Source organism: Kitasatospora phosalacinea (genome assembly GCF_000717185.1).
Classification (GTDB): domain Bacteria; phylum Actinomycetota; class Actinomycetes; order Streptomycetales; family Streptomycetaceae; genus Kitasatospora; species Kitasatospora phosalacinea_A.
Window position 1 is genome coordinate 80,353 of record NZ_JNYE01000051.1, and the last position, 17,560, is coordinate 97,912.

The 17,560-nt window shown below is 74.5% G+C and carries 12 protein-coding genes; 8 read left to right on the plus strand and 4 right to left on the minus strand.

Translation table 11 applies throughout. The annotated features are described in order from the left end of the window. Nucleotides 1-33: 33 nt before the first annotated feature. From OO57_RS21880 to OO57_RS21915, 8 genes are all read left to right on the plus strand, one after another. Nucleotides 34-1,743 carry a class I adenylate-forming enzyme family protein gene (locus OO57_RS21880; protein ID WP_033254297.1) on the plus strand — a complete coding sequence of 570 codons (1,710 nt, stop codon included), beginning with the start codon at nt 34-36 and terminating at the stop codon, nt 1,741-1,743. Then, a complete protein-coding gene (locus OO57_RS21885) occupies nt 1,743-3,161 on the plus strand; it encodes a KamA family radical SAM protein (RefSeq protein ID WP_051778069.1) in 1,419 nt (472 codons plus the stop codon). Before OO57_RS21880 ends, OO57_RS21885 begins: the two co-directional genes overlap by 1 nt. After that, a complete protein-coding gene (locus tag OO57_RS39675) occupies nt 3,158-4,156 on the plus strand; it encodes an ATP-grasp domain-containing protein (RefSeq protein WP_051778070.1) in 999 nt (332 codons plus the stop codon). The genes OO57_RS21885 and OO57_RS39675 overlap by 4 nt, the downstream gene beginning before the upstream one ends. Further along, nucleotides 4,153-5,364, plus strand: a complete 1,212-nt coding sequence (locus OO57_RS21895) for an AMP-binding protein (RefSeq protein ID WP_033254270.1) — start codon at nt 4,153-4,155, stop codon at nt 5,362-5,364. Before OO57_RS39675 ends, OO57_RS21895 begins: the two co-directional genes overlap by 4 nt. A gap of 11 nt (nt 5,365-5,375) precedes the next feature. Beyond that, a complete protein-coding gene (locus OO57_RS42785) occupies nt 5,376-6,689 on the plus strand; it encodes an MFS transporter (protein WP_033254271.1) in 1,314 nt (437 codons plus the stop codon). A 190-nt stretch (nt 6,690-6,879) separates the two neighbouring features. Then, the gene (locus OO57_RS21905) at nt 6,880-7,722 is read left to right on the plus strand and encodes an SDR family NAD(P)-dependent oxidoreductase (RefSeq protein WP_033254272.1); all 843 of its coding nucleotides are present in this window, start codon (nt 6,880-6,882) and stop codon (nt 7,720-7,722) included. A 17-nt stretch (nt 7,723-7,739) separates the two neighbouring features. After that, nucleotides 7,740-9,002, plus strand: coding sequence for a phenylacetate--CoA ligase family protein (locus OO57_RS21910; RefSeq protein ID WP_033254273.1), 1,263 nt, complete (start codon nt 7,740-7,742; stop codon nt 9,000-9,002). 45 nt (nt 9,003-9,047) lie between these two features. Further along, a complete protein-coding gene (locus OO57_RS21915) occupies nt 9,048-9,539 on the plus strand; it encodes a DinB family protein (RefSeq protein WP_033254274.1) in 492 nt (163 codons plus the stop codon). 3 nt (nt 9,540-9,542) lie between these two features. Here OO57_RS21915 and OO57_RS21920 read toward each other — a convergent pair whose 3' ends face one another. The 4 genes from OO57_RS21920 to OO57_RS21935 all read right to left on the minus strand — a co-directional run bounded on the left by OO57_RS21920 (nt 9,543) and on the right by OO57_RS21935 (nt 17,312). Then, nucleotides 9,543-10,280, minus strand: coding sequence for a ferritin-like domain-containing protein (locus OO57_RS21920; RefSeq protein ID WP_033254275.1), 738 nt, complete (start codon nt 10,278-10,280; stop codon nt 9,543-9,545). Nucleotides 10,281-10,431: 151 nt separating this feature from the next. Beyond that, nucleotides 10,432-14,493, minus strand: coding sequence for a molybdopterin-dependent oxidoreductase (locus OO57_RS21925; protein WP_234337450.1), 4,062 nt, complete (start codon nt 14,491-14,493; stop codon nt 10,432-10,434). Between the two features lie 197 nt (nt 14,494-14,690). Continuing rightward, nucleotides 14,691-15,077: a hydroxyphenylacetyl-CoA thioesterase PaaI gene (gene paaI, locus OO57_RS21930; protein WP_033254276.1), complete on the minus strand. Its 387-nt coding sequence runs from the start codon at nt 15,075-15,077 to the stop codon at nt 14,691-14,693. 297 nt (nt 15,078-15,374) lie between these two features. After that, the gene (locus tag OO57_RS21935; RefSeq protein WP_051778071.1) at nt 15,375-17,312 is read right to left on the minus strand and encodes a tetratricopeptide repeat protein; all 1,938 of its coding nucleotides are present in this window, start codon (nt 17,310-17,312) and stop codon (nt 15,375-15,377) included. Between the last annotated feature and the right edge of the window lie 248 nt (nt 17,313-17,560).

Genomic DNA, 17,560 nt, shown 5'->3' on the forward strand with positions numbered 1-17,560 from the left:
GGGCCCGGCAACGAGTCCTGCTTGGAGACCGCCATGAGCGACCAGACGCCCCTCGCCCCGCTGCCCGTCCGGGAGCGGTTCATGACCGATCCGACCCTCGGGGCGGGCAACTTCCTCGACCGGGCGATCGCGGCGAACCCGAACCGGGCGGTGCCGTACGCGTTCGACCACCGGCTCGACCACCGCGGGCGGGTGGTGCTGGTCGGGCACAGCCTGCTGGACCTGGCGGCGCTGCGCGACCGGTACGCGGCCTGGTACCACGCGTCGGGGGTGCGGCCGGGCGAGCCGGTGGGCGTGGTGGTGGCGGAGGGGCTGGAGCCGCTGCTGCACTTCTTCGCGCTGACCGCGCTGGGGGCCGTCCCGGCGCTGGTCAACGACGCGATGCGGCCGGACGTGATGGTGCGCTACCTGAACCGGGTCGGCGTGGTGGGGGTGGTCGCGGACGACACCACCCGGCTGGCCGCGGCGTACCGGCAGGACCCGCAGCGCCGCCCCCGGTTCCTGGCGCTGACCGCCGAGGTGCAGGCGTTCGACGCGGCGGCGGCGGCGCTGCCGGAGCAGTACCCGTACGAGCACGCGGCCGAGGACGTGGTGGCGCTGATCCACTCCTCGGGGACGACGGGCACCCCGAAGTCGACGATCCTGGCGCACCGGCAGTTCTGGGAGGGCAAGCAGCCGCGGATGACCCGCTTCCCGGCCGAGCCGTCGGACCGGTTGATGTCGCTGATGCCGCACACCCACGCGGGCGGCCTGAGCTACTTCCTGACCGCGACGCTGCTGGGCCTGCCGACGGTGGTGATGGCGGGGTGGAGACGCACGGTGGTGGAGCCGGTGATGGAGGCGTTCCGGCCGACCATGGTGGCCTCCTTCCCGCGCACCTTCGTCGAGTTGGCGACCGGCGAGCTGCCGGTGGCGGGCGCCGCCGAGGTGCACTCCTGGTTCAACACCGGTGACAGCGCGCACTACGGGCACGTCCGGCGGCTGGTGCGACTGGGCCGGCGCCCTGCCGGGTTGGTCAAGCCGTGGCTGCTGCCGCAGGAGAAGGCCGACCAACCGGCGCTGCCGGGTTCGCAGTTCGTGGACGGGCTGGGTTCCTCCGAGATGGGCATGGCGCTGTTCGGTCAGGTCACCTCGCCGGAGACGGAGCGCGCCGACCGCTGCGTGGGCAGGCCGTCCGAGGTGGTGGAGCGGGCCGTCGTGCTGGACGAGGACGGCGTCGAAGTCCCGGACGGGACGGTCGGGTTGCTGGCGGTGCGGGCGCCCTCGATCACGCCCGGGTACTGGAACGACGAGCGGCTGAGCGCGAGCTTCCGGCTCTCCGGGTACTGGCTGACCGGGGACGTGGCCTACCGGGACGCCGAGGGCCGGTTCTTCCACCTGGACCGGACGGTGGACGTGATCGACACCCTGGACGGGCCGGTGTACAGCCTGCCGCTGGAGGAGGTGCTGCTCGCCGACTGCGCGGAACTGGTGCAGGACTGCTCGGTGGTGGGCGTCCCGCACCCGGACGGCGGGCAGCGGCCGATCGCCGTGGTCCGGCTCCAGGCGGGTGCCGAAGTGCTGGACGAGGAAGGGCTGTTGAAGGCCGCCAACGCCGAACTCGGCCGGGCCGGGCTGGCGGAGCTGGCCGCGCTGCGGGTGGCCCGCACCGACGGGGAGTTCCCCCTCGGCCCGACCGGCAAGGTGCTCAAGCGGGAACTGCGCACCCGGCACGCCGGCCTGCTCACCGCGTCGGCCGCCTGATGGAGCACGGGGCGCAGCCCTACCCGTACGTGCGGCGGCCGCTGGTGGAACCGGACTGGCGGCGGCTGCCGGGCTGGCGGGAGGTGACGGCGGCGCAGTGGCGGGACGCGCAGTGGCAGCGGGCGCACTGCGTGCAGGGCGAGCGGCAGCTGCGGCAGGTGTTCGGGCCGCTGCTGACCGACCGGTTCTACCGGGAACTCGCGTCCGACCAGCGGGAGTTCGCGACGATGTCGATGCTGGTGCCGCCGCAGATGCTGAACACCATGGCGGCGGGTGCGGAGTTGGCGCCGGCCGCGTTCACCGAGGCGTTCCTGGCCGACCCGGTGCGGCGCTACATGCTGCCGGTGCGGGCGGACCGGCTCCCGTCCTGGCCGAGCCACCCGCTGGCGGCCCGGGACTCGCTGCACGAGGCGCAGATGTGGGTGGTGGAGGGGCTCACCCACCGCTACCCGACGAAGGTGCTGGCCGAGTTGCTGTCGACCTGCCCGCAGTACTGCGGGCACTGCACCCGGATGGACCTGGTGGGCCGCTCGACCCCGCAGGTCGCCAAGGCCCGGCTGGTGCTGCGCCCGGCGGACCGCGAGGAACAGATGCTCGACTACCTCAAGCGGACCCCGTCGGTGCGGGACGTGGTGGTCTCCGGCGGCGACCTGGCGAACGTGCCGTGGCCGCGGCTGGAGTCGTTCCTGCTGCGGCTGCTGGAGCTGGGCTCGGTGCGGGACGTCCGGCTGGCCAGCAAGGCGGTGGTCGGGCTGCCGCAGCACTGGCTGCAGCCGAAGGTGCTGGCCGGGGTGGAGCGGGTGGCCCGGCTGGCGGCCCGGCGCTCGGTCAACCTGGCGGTGCACACCCACGCCAACCACGCGGCGTCCGTCACCCCGCTGGTCGCCGAGGCGGCCCGGGCCCTACTGGACGCGGGCGTGCGGGACGTGCGCAACCAGGGCGTGCTGATGCGCGGCGTGAACGACAGCCCGGAGGCGCTGCTCGACCTGTGCTTCGCGCTGCAGGGCGAGGCCAACGTCCTGCCGTACTACTTCTACCTGTGCGACGTCGTCCCGAACGCCGAGCACTGGCGGCTGCCGCTGGCCGCCGCGCAGCGCCTGCAGGAGGCGATCCTCGGCTACCTGCCGGGCTACGCCACGCCGCGGCTGGTCGCGGACGTGCCGCACGTCGGCAAGCGCTGGGTGCACCAGGCGGTGGGCTACGACCGGGTGCGCGGCGTCTCGTGGTGGACCAAGAACTACCGCACCGGGCTCGAACTGCGCGGCGGCGACGGGGAGTCGGGCCCGGACGGGCTGGCCCGCCGCTACCCGTACGTGGACCCGGTGGACACGCTGCCGCCGGAGGGGCGGGCCTGGTGGGCCGAACGGGCCCGCGCCGGACGGGACTTCGACTTGAGCGAACTGGAGGAGAGCGGATGAGCGGGGTGCGGGCGCCGTTGCGCCGGATGTGCTGGATCTTCCCGGACCGGGAGTCGAGCCGGTCCGGGGCGATGTGGAAGCACTACTTCTGGGACATGTACGCGGAGATCGCCGCCGAACTGGGCCTGTCGTGGACGATGCACGCGCCGGAGGCGGTGACGGTGGACGGCACCGACCCGGGCCGCCCGCGGGTGTACGTGGACGGCGAGCGGGTGACGCCCGAGGACACCCTGTTCATCACGGCGCTGTACTCGCTGCCGTACCAGTCCATGGACGTGTTCAACCAGTTGACGCTGTGCACGGTGCTGGAGCAGGCCGGGTTCTACCTGCCGTTCCCGGCGCAGGTGTCGCTGCTGGGCAACGACAAGCTGGCGACGGTGCTGTTCCTGGCGGACTCGCCGGTGCCGCCCGTCCCGTCGGTGCGGATCGGCTCCGGTCGGGACGTCTCCAAGCACCAGTACGAGGCGGCGCTGGACGGGCTGGCCTTCCCGGCGATCGTGAAGCCGTCCGGCTGGTGCGGCGGCGGCGGGATCTGCCTGGCCCGCTCCCGGGAGGACGTGCGCGGCCTGGCCAGCCTGGCGCAGGGCGGCGACACCGTGCTGGTGGCGCAGCCGTACCTGGGGGACGGCACGGTCGACTACCGGGTGTACGTCATCGACGGGCGCCCGTACGCGGCGCTGCGGCGCACCCCGGAGGCGGGGTCGCCGGTGGCGAACGCCAGCCGCGGCGGGTCGATGGAGTTCTGCGAGGTGCCGCCCGAACTCGCCGACGCCACGGCCTACTTCGCGAAGAAGCTGCCGATCCCGTTCTTCTGCGTGGACTTCCTGCACGACGGCGAGCGGTTCTGGTTCTCCGAGCTGGAACCGGACGGGGTGATCGCCCCCGACCTGGAGGACCCCGGCCGTCCGGTGCAACGCGCGGTCACCCGGGCCCGGTTCGCCGCCTACCGGGACGCGCACGCGGCCTTCCTCGCGGACGGGGGTGCCCGGCGATGACCTTCTCGCTCACCGGGGCGGAAGCCGCCGACGGTCTGGCGGTGGCCCGCCGGACGCTGGAACTGCTGCGCGAAGTACCGGAGTTCGGCGACCGGTACGCCTCCTGTCCGGCGCCGCGGACGCTGGCGGAGCTGGCCGCGCTGCCGCCGCTGGCCAAGGACGACCTGAACACGGCGCTGGCGCACCTGGAGCCCGCCGCCGAGCACGGGGCGACCTGGCTGTTCCAGAGCGGCGGTTCGACGGGTGCGCCGAAGGTCGGGTACGCGCCGACCGGGTTCTACATGGCGAAGGTGTTCGAGCACTGGCAGCCGCTGGAGCGGGACGACGTGTTCGTCAACGCCTGGGGCGCGGGCCGGATGTGGGGCGCGCACTTCCTGGCGGCGGGCCTGGCCGACCTGTCCGGCTGCCGGGTGATCGCGCTCGGCTCGGTGACCGCCGAGGAGTACCCGCAGTGGCTGGGCTTCCTGGCCGACCGGAAGGTCACCGCGATCGGCGGCACCCCGAGCGTGCTGCGGCTGTGGTTCGCGCACGCCCGCGCCGCCGGGATCGAACTGCCGTCGCTGCGCAAGGTGTTGTGGCTGGGCGAGGCCTGGCAGCCGCAGCTGGAGGAGGACCTGGCGGTCGTCGCGCCGAAGGCCCGGCGGCACGGCATGTTCGGCTCCACCGAGACCTGGGTGGTGGGCTCCAACTCCCCCGACTGCCCGGCCGACACCTTCCACCCCTTCCCGCACCAGCTGGTGCACGTCGGCGACGGCGGCCTGCTGGACTTCACCTCGCTCGACCCCGCCATGCTCAACCCGGTGCTGCGCTACCGCACCGGCGACGCGGGCGAGTTGGCCCCCTGCCCGTGCGGGCGGCCGGGCCCGGCGATGCGGGTGCTGGGGCGCCGCGACAACGTGGTGCAGGTCCGCGGGCTGGGCCTGCACGTGGACGAGCTGCTGGCCCGGGTCGAGCGCGAGCCGGGCGTCGTCCGCGCGCAGGTGCTGATCACCGAACGGGGCGGCCGGGCGCAGGGGGTGGACGTCCTGGTGCTCGGCGAGCTGCCCGATCCCGAGGCGCTGCGGCGCGAACTGCTCTCCGGCACCTTCACCTTGAGCACCGCCTTCGTCCACGACCCGGAGCACGTGCGGGTGCGGGTGGTGGACGCGCTGGTCAGCAACGAACGCACCGGGAAGACCGCGGGTTTCGTGGTCCGGGAGGAACCGTGAAACGAGGACTCGTGAAACTGCGCAAACCGGAGCAACTGGGCCGGGGCTTCAACCTGTTCTGGCTCGGCAAGTCGGTCTCCAACGTCGGCGACCGGGTGACGGTGTTCGTCGTCCCGACCCTGATGATCTTCGTGCTGCACGCCTCGGCGCTCCAGGTCGGCGTCGTCGCGATGGCCCAGTACCTGGGCATTCCGCTGCTCGGCCCGGTGGCGGGCGTCCTGGTCGACCGCTGGGACAAGCGGCGCACCCTGATCGTCTGCGACCTGGTCCGGCTGGTGGCGGTCGCGGTGATCCCGCTCGCGTACTGGCTGGACCTCCTCTCCACACCGCTGCTGTTCTGCTGCGTGGCGGCGGTCTCCGGGGCCACCATCTTCTTCAACGTCGGCTACCTGGTCGCCGTCCCGGCCGTCGTCGAGCAGCCGCACCTGGTGCGCGCCTACTCCCGGCTGGAGGGCAGCGGCTCGGTCGCCGAGGTCTCCGGCCCGTCGATCGCCGCCGCCCTGTACGGGGCGCTCGGCGCGGCCTCGCTGCTGGTCGACGCCGCCAGCTACCTGGTCTCGGCGGTCTGCTTCCGCTGGATGCGGCCCTGGGGGCAGCCCACCGTCGCCCAGGGCACGGTGTGGCAGCGCCTCACCCTCGGCTTCCGGCTGAACTGGCAGGACCCGGTGCTGCGCCGGGTCGTGCTGGCCGCCGTCACCCTCAACTCCGGCGGCCCGGTGTTCGTCACCGTCCTGCCGGTGCTCGCCTACCGCGGCCTGGGCGTCAGCGTCGGCGTGTACGGCGCCGCGATGTCCGCGGGCGCGGTCGGCGCGCTGCTGGGCGCGCTGGTCGCCCCGAAGATCGGCGAACGCCTCGGCATCGGACGGACGCTGGCCTGGGCGCTGCTGCTGCACTGCCTGGTCGGCCTGGGCGTGCTGGCCGCGCCCGCGCTGCCCGCCGGGCCGGTCATCGCCGTGACCATGGGCTGCTACGGCTTCTTCATGTCCTGCATCAACGTCTGCTCGGCCCCCGCCCGGCAGTCCCGGATGTCCGCGCAGCACCAGGGCGTCATGCACGCCGCCTTCCGCACCGCCACCTGGGGCGTCATCCCGCTCGCCGCCCTGGCCGGCGGCCTCGCCGTCTCCCTCCTCACCGGCCCGCTCGGCGTCCTCGACGCGGCCCGCTGGACCATGGTCGGCGGCACCCTGCTCGCCGCCTGCTCCTTCCTCCCCGCCCTCGGCATCCAGCCCCGCATGGACGCCGACCTGCCGAAGGCCGTGGACCGCGTCACCGAACACGCGCCGAGCGCGGACGGTGCCGCCGAACCTGCGGAGGTGGCCAAGTGAGAGGGTTCCGCTCCGCGGCGACCAGCAACCGCCCCGCGGCCGAAGACCGGCTGCGCCGGGGCTGGGGGGAAGGCCGACCGAGGACGCTCCGCCCCGCGACCGAGGGACGGCTGCGCCGGACCCGCGGAGGCGGGCAAGTGGCAGGGCTCCGCCCCGTGGGGGGCGCTGCCGGGGCCGGGGAGGTGGCGTGGTGACGGGTCGTCGAGTGGTGCTGATCACCGGGTGTTCGTCCGGCATCGGGTTGGCCACCGCTGCGGCGGCGAGCCGGGCCGGTTGGGGGGTGCTCGCCACCGTCCGTGATCCGGAGCGGGCCGGTGCGTTGCGGGCGGCGGCGCCCGGGGCGGAGGTGCGGCGGTTGGACGTCACGGACGAGGAGTCGGTCGCGGAGTGCTTCGCCGGGATCGAGCGGCTCGACGCGCTGGTCAACAACGCCGGGATCTCCAACTTCGACCCGACGCTGGAGATGTCCACCGCGGAGGCGCTGCGGGCCAACCTGGAGGTCAACTTCTTCGGCACCGTCGCCGTCTCGCGCGCCGCGATGCCGCTGCTGCGGGCCTCGGGCGGGCGGCTGCTGACCATCGGCAGCGTGCACGGCGTGATCGGGCAGCCCTTCAACGAGGCGTACTGCGCGGCGAAGTTCGCGGTCGAGGGCTTCATGGAGTCGCTCGCGCCGGTCGCCGCCGCGCACGGCGTGCGGGTGTCGGTGCTGGTGCCCGGCTACGTCCCGGACACCCGTTTCGGCATCTTCCCGGACGTCAACCGCCGTACCGTGCAGGCCGCTTCGGGCCCGTACGCGGAGACCTTCGCCGCGTACGGGGAGCGGATCGGCGCGCACTGGGCGGGGGCCGGGCAGCCCGCGGCGGAGGTCGCCGAGGCGGTGCTGCGGGCGCTGGCCGAGGAGCGGCCGCCGTTCCGGATCCCCACCGGCGCGTGGGCCGCGGCCTACCTGGACGCCAAGCTCGCCGACCGCGACGGCACCGCCGTGCAGCGGCTCGCCCGCGACTGGATCGGCCACACCGAACGACCCCTTTGAACTGAGGAGCAACTGCCGTGCCCGCTCTGCCGCTTCAGGCCCTGGTCGACCACGCCCGGCGCAACTCGCCGTTCTACGCCGAGCTGTACCGCGACGTGCCCGCCGTCGTCACCTCGCTCACCGACCTGCCCGTCATCGACCACGTCGCGTTCTGGTCGGCCAACCGCTGGCCCGACAACCGGCTGCTGACCGGTCCGCTGACCGACGCCGCGGTCTACAAGTCCGGTGGGACCACCGGCGCCCCCAAGTTCTCGCCGTGGACGCGCTCCGAGCACTTCGACTCGGTGAGCGCGTTCGGCGCCGGGCTGGTCGACGCCGGGCTCAGGCCGGGGCAGAAGGTCGCCAACCTGTTCCGGGCGGGCGAGTTCTACAGCGGTTTCCTGTTCATCGAGGGCGCGCTGCACCACGCGCCGATCGACAACGTCCGGCTGCCGGTGGCGACCGCGCCGGACGCCTACGTGGCCGACCTGGTGCACTCCTTCGGCGTGGACGTGCTGGCGGGCGAGCCGATGAAGCTGTCCGCCGTCGCCGAGACGCTGCTGGCGCAGGGCCGGCCCGCGCCGCAGGTCGAGCTGATCCTGTTCGGCGGCGACATCCTCTTCAACGACCTGCGGCCGCTGCTGCGTTCGGCCTTCCCGAACGCAGCGCTGTCCTCCATCGGCTACGCCTCGGTGGACGCCGGGCTGGTCGCCGGGCCGGTGCCCGCCGGGGACGACCTGCGCGTCCACCGGGCCTTCCCGAACCGGACGGTGGTCGAGCTCGTCGACGACGCCACCGGCGAGCCGATCACCGAACCCGGCGTCCCCGGCCGGGTCGTGGTCACCAACCTGTTCCGCACCCTCGTCCCGATCCTGCGCTACCCGGCGGGCGACCGCGCCGAGTGGACCGACTCCGGCTGCCGCACCTTCCGGCTGCTCGGCCGCTCCACCGAGGGCGCCCGGGTCGGGATCGTCAGCATGCCCACCGAGGACGTCCGCGACGTGCTGCTCGCCCACGACCCCGGGCACCACATCACCGGGATGCAGCTGGTCCAGCGCCGCTGGGAGAACCGCGACGGCCTGATCATCCGCCTCGGCCACACCACCCAGGCCCCGCCGCCCGCCGAACTCGCCGAGACCCTGCGCCGCGCCGTCCTGGACGCCCGGCCCGCGTACGTCTCCGAGGCCGCGATCGGCGCGATCCACCCGCTGCAGGTGGAGTGGGTGCCGCGCGCCGAGCTCGTCACCAACCCCCGGACGGGCAAGCTCCGCCAGGTCGTCGACGAGCGTCCCGCGCACTGACCCGGGGCCCTGACCTCCGGCCGCCCGGGTTGGGATGATGGTCCGATGAGCGACCTTCAGCGCACCGAGCCCTCCCGGGTGGCCGACGACCGGGCCTCCCTGACCGAGTTCCTCCAGTACCAGCGCGAGACGCTGGCGATGAAGTGCGCCGGGCTGGGCGCCGAGCAGCTCCGGCTACGGGCCGTGCCGCCCTCCGAGCTCTCCCTGCTCGGCCTGGTCCGGCACCTCGCCGAGGTCGAGCGCAGCTGGTTCCGCAACGTCGTCAACGGCGACGACGCCCCCGCGCACTGGCCCGGCGACGCGGCCTTCGCGGTGGAGGACGCCGACCCCGACGAGGCCTTCCGCACCTGGCACGAGGAGTGCGCCCGCTCCCGCGCCACCGTCAACGACGCCGCCTCCCTCGACGCGCCCTTCCACTGGCGCGAGGAGGTCTTCACCCTCCGCTACGTCGTCACCCACCTGATCGAGGAGTACGCCCGCCACAACGGCCACGCCGACCTGCTGCGCGAACGCATCGACGGCAGCACCGGGGAGTAGGCCCTACTCCGGGAGCGGCTCCGCGGCCGTCCGCCCGCCCCGGGCCGCCATCTGCGCACCGACCGTCCGGGCGTGGCGGGCGACGGCCAGCAGGAAACGGCCCCGGGAGGCGCGGACGGCGTGCAGGGCGGGGCCGTGGTCGACCGCGACGAACAGGGCGCCCGCGAGGGCCAGCAGCAGCCAGGCCAGGTGCGCGAACGGGCGGGCGGACGGCGCGAGTTCACCGAAGGCCTGGTGCAACCGCTGGACGTGGAACGGGATGTGGCGCTGCTCGTCGCGCAGGATCCGGTCGGTGACCTCGCGGGCCAGCGGGTCCGCGACGCCGTCGCGCACGCTGCGGTAGTACTCGACGGCGACCAGCTCGGCGACCATCAGCACCATCAACTCGGTGCGCAGTCCCAGCAGTCGGCGCACCCGGACGAACACCCCGTCGCTCCAGTGCCCGTCCAGCAGCGGGACGCCGGCCGCGCCCAGCAGCTCGGCGAGCAGCCGCGCGTGGTTGCGCTCCTCGTCGACGAACAGCCGCACCGCCGCCGAGTACGCCGCGTCCCCCGCCTGGTCGGCCTTGGCCCGCAGGTTCGCCCCGTCCCCGTTCTCCCCCACCTGGAACTTCTGCAGGCTCCGCGCCACCACCGCGGGCAGCTCGACCCCGCGCTCCCACTCCGGGTCCGCGATCCACTCCCGGCGCGCCCGCTCCGCCTCGAACGCCGCCACCCACTCGTCGAATCCGCCTCCGGGCATGGCTCCGCCCCCGTCCTCGTCCATGGTGCCGCGCCCGCCGCGCCGAACGGCATGCGGGCGTACCGGAATGAACGCCACGGCTCTCGGTGGCGCACGACCAGTACGCTACCGCACTCCTGAACGCGTTCAAATAGCTGCTGCCGGGGGCGGCTCAGTAGACGTCGCGGACGTAGCGCTTCTCGGCGGCCAGGTTCTTGACGTAGGCGGCGGCGTCGGCGGGGGTGAGGTTGCCGTGGGTGGTGGCGATGTCGCGCAGGGCGCGGTCGACGTCCTTGGCCATGCGGGAGGCGTCGCCGCAGACGTAGAAGTGGGCGCCGTCCTGGAGCCAGGACCAGAGGTGGTGGCCGTGTTCGCGCATCCGGTCCTGGACGTAGACCTTGGCGCGCTGGTCGCGGGAGAAGGCGGTGTCGAGGCGGGTGAGGGTGCCGTCGGCGAGGTGGGCGGCGAGTTCCTCCCGGTAGTAGAAGTCGGTGGCCCGGTGCTGTTCGCCGAAGAAGAGCCAGTTGGGGGCGCGGTGGCCGCGGGCGCGGCGGTCCTCCAGGAAGCCGAGGAAGGGGGCGACGCCGGTGCCGGGGCCGACCATGATCATGGGGGTGGCGGGGTCGGCGGGCGGGCGGAAGTGCGGGGAGCGCTGGAGGTGGACGGGGACGGTGGCGCCGGGTTCGGCGTCGGCGAGGTGGGTGGAGCAGACGCCGCCGCGCGGGTGGCCCTTGAGGTTGTCCCAGCGGACCACGGAGACGGTGAGCGAGATCAGCCGGGGGTCGGTGAGCGGGCTGGAGCAGATCGAGTACTGGCGGGGCTGGAGCTTGCCGAACACCTCGGCCCAGTCCTGGGCGGTGGCCCGGACGGCGAACTCGGCTGCCACGTCGACGGCTTGGCGGCCCCACGTCCAGCGGGCCAGCGCGTCGGTGTTGTCGGCGCGCAGCAGGGCGCGCAACTCGCGGGCGTCGCGGGTGCGTTCGGCGGTGAAGCGGAGCAGCTTGGGGCTGACCCGGGTGATGTCGAGGTGCCGGGTGAGCGCTTCGCGCAGCGGCAGGTCGCCGTGGCCGGGGAGGGTGACGGCGCTGTCGCCGGGCAGGCCGGTGACGGAGAGCCATTCGTCGACCAGGGCGGGCGAGTTGACGGGGTGGACGGCGAGCGCGTCACCGGCGGAGTAGTCGAGCGGGAGGCCGAGTTCGCCGGTGTCGAAGGTGAAGCGGCGGACCTCCTTGCCCGAACCGGCGCCGGAGAGCAGCCGGTTGCCGACCAGCCGGGCTGGGGTGGTGGTGCGGCGCGGGGCGGCGGCGGGAGCGGGGGCCGGGGCCGGGGCGGCGGCGGGTGCGCCGTCCCGGCCGAGGGCGGCGAGGACGCTGTCGAGCCAGCTGTCGGCGGTGCTCTCGTAGTCGGGTTCGCAGTCGGCGCGGGGGGCGAGGCGGTGGGCGCCGAGTTCGGCGAGGCGGGTGTCGAGGCGGCGGCCGTGGCCGCAGAAGTCCTGGTAGTTGGAGTCGCCGAAGGCGAGGACGGCGTAGCGGCGGCCGTCGAGGCGGGCGGGGTCGGCGGCGGTGAGGGCGTCCCAGAAGCCGGCGCCGTTGTCGGGGGCGTCGCCGTCGCCGTAGGTGGAGGTGATGAGCAGCAGGTCGGCGTCGCCGGGGAGGGCGGCCGGGTCGGTGTCGGCCATCGCGCGCAGGGCGGCCGGGTGGCCGCCCGCGGTGAGGCGGGCGGCGGCGGCGGTGGCGTACTCCTCGGCGGTGCCGGTCTGCGAGGCCCACAGGACGAGGAGTTGGCGGGTGGTGACGGCGGTGGCGGCGGCCGGGGCCGGTTCGGTGGCGCGCGAGTACAGGCCGGCCAGGGCGCCGTTGACCCACTGGGCGTGCGCGGGGTCGAACGGGGCGTCGGCGGGGAGCACCGGCACGCCGGGCAGGCCGGTCGGGATGGCGGCCAGGAACCCGGCCAGGTAACGGCGTTCGCCCTCGGAGAGGACCGGCGGGGGCGCGGTGTCCAACCCGAACACCGAGGAGGAGAAGGAGGAGGGGGTGGTGGCGACGGGGGTGGCGGCGGGCGTCGGGACCTTGGTCAACGAGACGGCGCAGTACTTGAGTTCGGGCTGGAAGGAGAGCGGGTCGACGGCGTCGGAGGTGACGGCGTTGACCGACAGGTACTCGCCGAACAGGTCGTTCCAGTGGAACGGCGCGAAGCAACTCCCCTTCTGCACCCGGTCGGTGACCGTGGCGGGTAGCACGGCCCGGCCGCGCCGGGAGGAGACCTCGACGCCGTCGCCCTCGACGATGCCGAGCGCGGCGGCGTCCTCGGGGTGGATCTCGACGAACGGCGACGGGTTCAGCTTGGCGAGCTTGGCGACCTTGGCGGTCTTGGTGAGGGTGTGCCACTGGTGCGGGAGGCGGCCGGTGTTCAGGGCGAACAGGTAGTCGTCGTCCGGGAGTTCGGCCGGGTCCAGGTGCGGGCGGGGGTGGAAGGCGGCCCGGCCGCTGGGGGTGGGGAAGTGCGGGGTGCCGTCGGGGAGCAGGTAGCGGATCGGGTTGCGGTCGGGCCCGTCCGGGTCGGCGGCGGGCCACTGGACGGGGGTGTCGCGCAGCCGCGGGTAGGAGGCGCCGCGCAGGTCCCAGCCGGTGGCGGGGTTGTACGCCCGCTTGAGCTCCTCGAAGACCTGCTCGGCGTCGGTGAAGTCGAAGCCCTCCGCGTACCCCATGGCGCGGGCGACCTCGGCGATGATCCGCCAGTCGGGCAGGGCCTCGCCGGGGGCGTCGGCGGCGGGGCGGGCCAGGGTGAGGTTGCGCTCGCTGTTGATCAGCACGCCCTCGGTCTCGGTCCACATCGCGGCGGGCAGCACCACGTCGGCGTACGCGTTGGTCTCGGTGTCGGTGAACACGTCCTGGGTGATGACGAGTTCGGCCTTCTCCAGGCCCTCGATGACGGTGCGCCGGTTGCCGACCGAGGCGACCGGGTTGGTGCAGATGATCCAGCAGGCCTTGATCTCGCCGTCGGCCATCTTGCGGAACATCTCGACGGTGCCCTTGCCGACGCCGTCGGCGCGCAGCGTGCCGGGCGGCAGGTTCCACAGCTGTTCGGTGAACTCCCGGTCGGCGGGGGCGAGCACGGAGCGCTGGCCGGGCAGGCCGGGCCCCATGTAGCCCATCTCGCGGCCGCCCATCGCGTTGGGCTGGCCGGTCAGCGAGAACGGGCCGCTGCCGGGGCGGCAGATGGTGCCGGTGGCGAGGTGCAGGTTGACCAGGGCGTTGGTGTTCCAGGTGCCGTGGGTGGACTGGTTCAGCCCCATCGTCCACAGGCTGGTGAACTCCCCCGCCTCGCCTATGAGTTCGGCGGCCCGGCGGATGTCCTGCTCGGCCAGGCCGGTGAGTTCGGCGACCCGGTGCGGCGGGTAGTCGGCGAGGAGGTCCGGCATCGCCGCCCAGCCCTCGGTGTGCCGCTCGATGAACGCCTCGTCGAGGTGCCCGTTCGCGTGCAGCAGGTGCAGCAGGCCGTTCAGCAGCGCCAGGTCGGTACCGGGCTTGATCTGGAGGAACAGGTCGGCCTTGGCGGCGGTGGCGGTGCGCCGCGGGTCGACGACGATCAGCTTGGCGCCCGCCTTGACCCGGTCCATCATCCGCAGGAACAGGATCGGGTGGCAGTCGGCGGCGTTGGAGCCGATCACCAGGAACACGTCCGCCAGGTCGAGGTCCCGGTACGAGCCGGGCGGGCCGTCCGCGCCCAGCGACAGCTTGTAGCCGGTGCCCGCGCTGGCCATGCACAGGCGCGAGTTCGACTCGATCTGGTTGGTCCGCAGGTAGCCCTTGGCGAGCTTGTTGGCCAGGTACTGGGCCTCCAGGCTCATCTGCCCGGACACGTACAGCGCGACCGCGTCCGGACCGTGCTCGTCCACGATCGCCCGCAGCCGCCGCCCGGTGGCGGCGATCGCCTCGGCGACCGGCGTCGGCACCGGGTCCTCGCCGCGGACGGTGCGCACCAGCGCGGTGGACAGCCGGCCGGGCGCGGCCAGCATGTCGGCGGTGGTCGCGCCCTTGGTGCAGAGCCGGCCGCGGTTGGCCGGGTGCTCCGGGTCGCCGGAGGCCCGCCGCACGGTGCGGCGGCCGTCCGGGCCGGTGCCGATGTCCAGGAGCAGGCCGCAGCCCACCCCGCAGTAGGAGCAGACCGACCTGACCTGTTCGGTCCCCGGTCGCTGCGGCTTCGCTGCGTCCTGCGCCACCTGTCCGGCCACGGGAGAGCCCTTCCGTTCGACCTGCCCTGCCTGTGGCGACTGTAGGAAGGGCGCATTTCGCGACTGTCTCCACGGCGGACGGTCGGCGGTTACACCGACCGCACAGCGGGACCGGCCGTCCGGTGAGGGCCACCACCGCCCCCGGTCGGCCCCCGCGCACCCCGGGCGACGCTGCCCCGGGCGCACCGCGAGCGGGCTCAGCTGCTGTGCGGCACCCCGGCCACCAGCACGCTCTGCCCGCGGAACTCGGCCACCACCGCGCCCGCGGCCGTCCGCACCGTGACGTCGTAGACGCCCTGCCGCCCCGCCAGGGTCCGCTCCACGGCCTCCGCCACCAGCTCGTCGCCGAGCTGCGCCGGGGCCAGGAAGGTGATCTGCGCGCCCTGCGCGAGCGCGACCGGACCGTAGCTGTTGCAGGCGTACGAGAACGCGGCGTCGGCGAGCAGGAACACGTACCCGCCGTGGCCGATCCCGTGCGCGTTGGCCATCTCCTCGGTGACCTTCATCCGGGCCACCGCGCGGCCTCCGGACACCTCGTCGAGCACGATGCCCGCGCCACTGGCGGCCCGGTCGCGTTCGAACATTGCGTCGATCCTGGAACGTCCCACTACGGCCCCCCGGTGAGCTGCGCGTTCAGCGGAACCAGCATTAGATCCAGCTGCTGACAGCATGTCAATGCGGCCCCGCCCGGCACTGTCAAGTCACGCCGCCCACGGCACCGCCGGGCCCGGCCCCACGTCCGGACCCGGCGGCGGGGTGGAAGCACCATCCTGCGGGGGCGGGCTTGCCTTCCGGCTGCGTCCGCCTGACGCGCCGCGGCTGCGCCACCGCGCCCGGGACGGAGGCGGGAGGACGAGGACGGGGCGGGCCCGGGGCGGGGGTCAGCGGGGGGAGAGCAGGTCGGCGCGGTGGCGGTGGGCGGCGGCGGTCCGGGGCTCACCGGCGGCGTCCTCGGCGCGGGCCAGGGCGCGCAGGACGTCGGCGGTGGCCTCGTCGTGGCCGATCCGTTCGGCCTCGGTGAGGGCGGCGCCGAGGCGGGCCCTGGCCTCGGGGTGGCGGCCGAGGCCGGAGAGGGCCTCGCCCGCGGCGCCGTGCAGCAGGACGCGGCGCGGGTCGGGGCGTTCGCCGGTGCTCAGCGCGAGGCCGTGCAGGGCGTGGTCGAGGGCCTGCCGGGGGCGTCCGGCGTCCAGGTGGTGGCGGGCGAGGTGCTGGTGGGCGAGGGCGACGGTGTGCGGGTGGTCGGCGGCCAGCGCGATCTCCAGGGCCTGGGCGAGGCCGGTCCCGGCGGCGGTGTGCTCGGCGAGTTCGGTGTGGACGGCCGCCAGGTTGATCAGCGCGATGGCCCGGCCGACCTGGTTGCCCGCCCGGACGGCGAGCTCGGCGGCGGGGCCGAGGCAGGCCGCGGCCTCGTGCAGTCGGCGGTTGGAGACCAGCACCCAGCCGAGCAGCGCCCGCACCTGGCTCTCGCCGTCCAGGTGGTCGGCCTCCATCGCCGCCTCCAGGGCGAACTGGAGCTGCGGCACCCAGCCGTCGCGGACCCGGCGCAGGATCAGCGGCCACTGGGTGAGCACCAGCCGCCAGGCGCGCTCGGGGTCGGCGGTGGCGATCACCTCGGCGAGCGTCTCGCGGTGCGCACCGAGCCACTGCAGGGCCTCCCCGGCGGTGCCGAACCCGGGGACGGCCCGCGGGCGCCGACTGGTCGCGGGCGGCTCGCAGCAGGGCCTGCTGGCGGGTTCGGCGCACTGCGCGGCGGCCAGGCCCGCGTACAGGTACTGGTCGGCGAGCCGGGCCCGGGCCGCCCGCTGCTCGGCCCGGTCGGTCTCGGCGGCGAGCTGGCGGGCGTACAGCCAGACCAGGTCGTGCAGGACGTACTGCTCGGCGCCGGTCTCGGTGACCAGGTGGGTGGCCGCGAGCTGCTCCAACGCCTCGGCGGCGGCCCGGTGTTCGAGGTCGGCGAGGGCGGCGGCGGTGTACGCGTCGACCATCGGACCGGGGTGCAGGCCGAGGGTGCGCAGCAACCGGGCCGCGGTGGGCGGGAGTTGCTCGTGGGAGATCCGCAACGCGCTGGCCACGCTGATCTCCTCCGCCGCCAGATGGATCAACCGGCGCTGCTCGTTGCGCAGTTGGTCGGCGACGACGGCCAGGCCGCGGCGCGGGTCGGCGGCGGCCTTGGCGGCGGCGATCCGCAGCGCGAGCGGCAATCCGTCGCACAGGTCGGCGAGTTCGCGGGCCGCCTCGGGCTCGGCGGCGACCCGGTCCGGGCCCAGGACGCGGGACAGCAGCGCCGCCGACTCCTCCGGCCGCAGCACCGACAGCGGGACGGGGCGGGCGAGTTCGGAGGCGACCAGGCCGAGCATCCGGTTCCTGCTGGTGACCAGCGCGGCCGAGTCCGCCCCGGCCGGCAGCAGCGGGCGGACCTGCTCGGACTCGCGCGCGTTGTCGACCACCACCAGCAGCCGACGGCCGGTGGTGGCCCGCCGGTAGAGCGCGGCCCGCCCGGCCAGGGTCGGCGGCAGGTCCGCCGGGTCGACGCCCAGAGCGGCCAGGAACTCGGCCAGCACGTCGGCGAGTTCGCGGTCGGGACGGTCGCTGAACCCGCCGAGGTCGGCGAACAGCACACCGTCGGGGAAGCGCGGGCCGTGCCGGTGCGCCCAGTCCAGCACCAAAGCGGTCTTCCCGACCCCGGCGGGCCCGGTGACCAGGGCGATCGCCCCGTCCGGACCGGCACGCAACGCGTCGCCCAGGGCGGTGAGTTCGGCATCCCGACCGTAGAAGCCGCGCGGGGCACGGGGCAGCAGGTCGACGCCGGGCAGCGGCACCGCGAGCGCGAGGGCTGGGGCTGGGGCTGGGATAGGCGCGGGGGCAGGGGCAGGCGTTGGCGCATGGGCAGACGCGGGCGCGGGCGTGGGCGCATGGGCCGGGGCAGGCATGGGCGCAAGGATAGGCGCGGGCGCAGGGGCCGGGGCGGGCTCGGGTGTCGACGCGGGCGCAGGGGTGCTGGCGGAGGCAGACGCGGGCTCGGGCGCGGACGGGGTGGCGGGGGTGGGCCCGGCCACCGGTGCGGGGG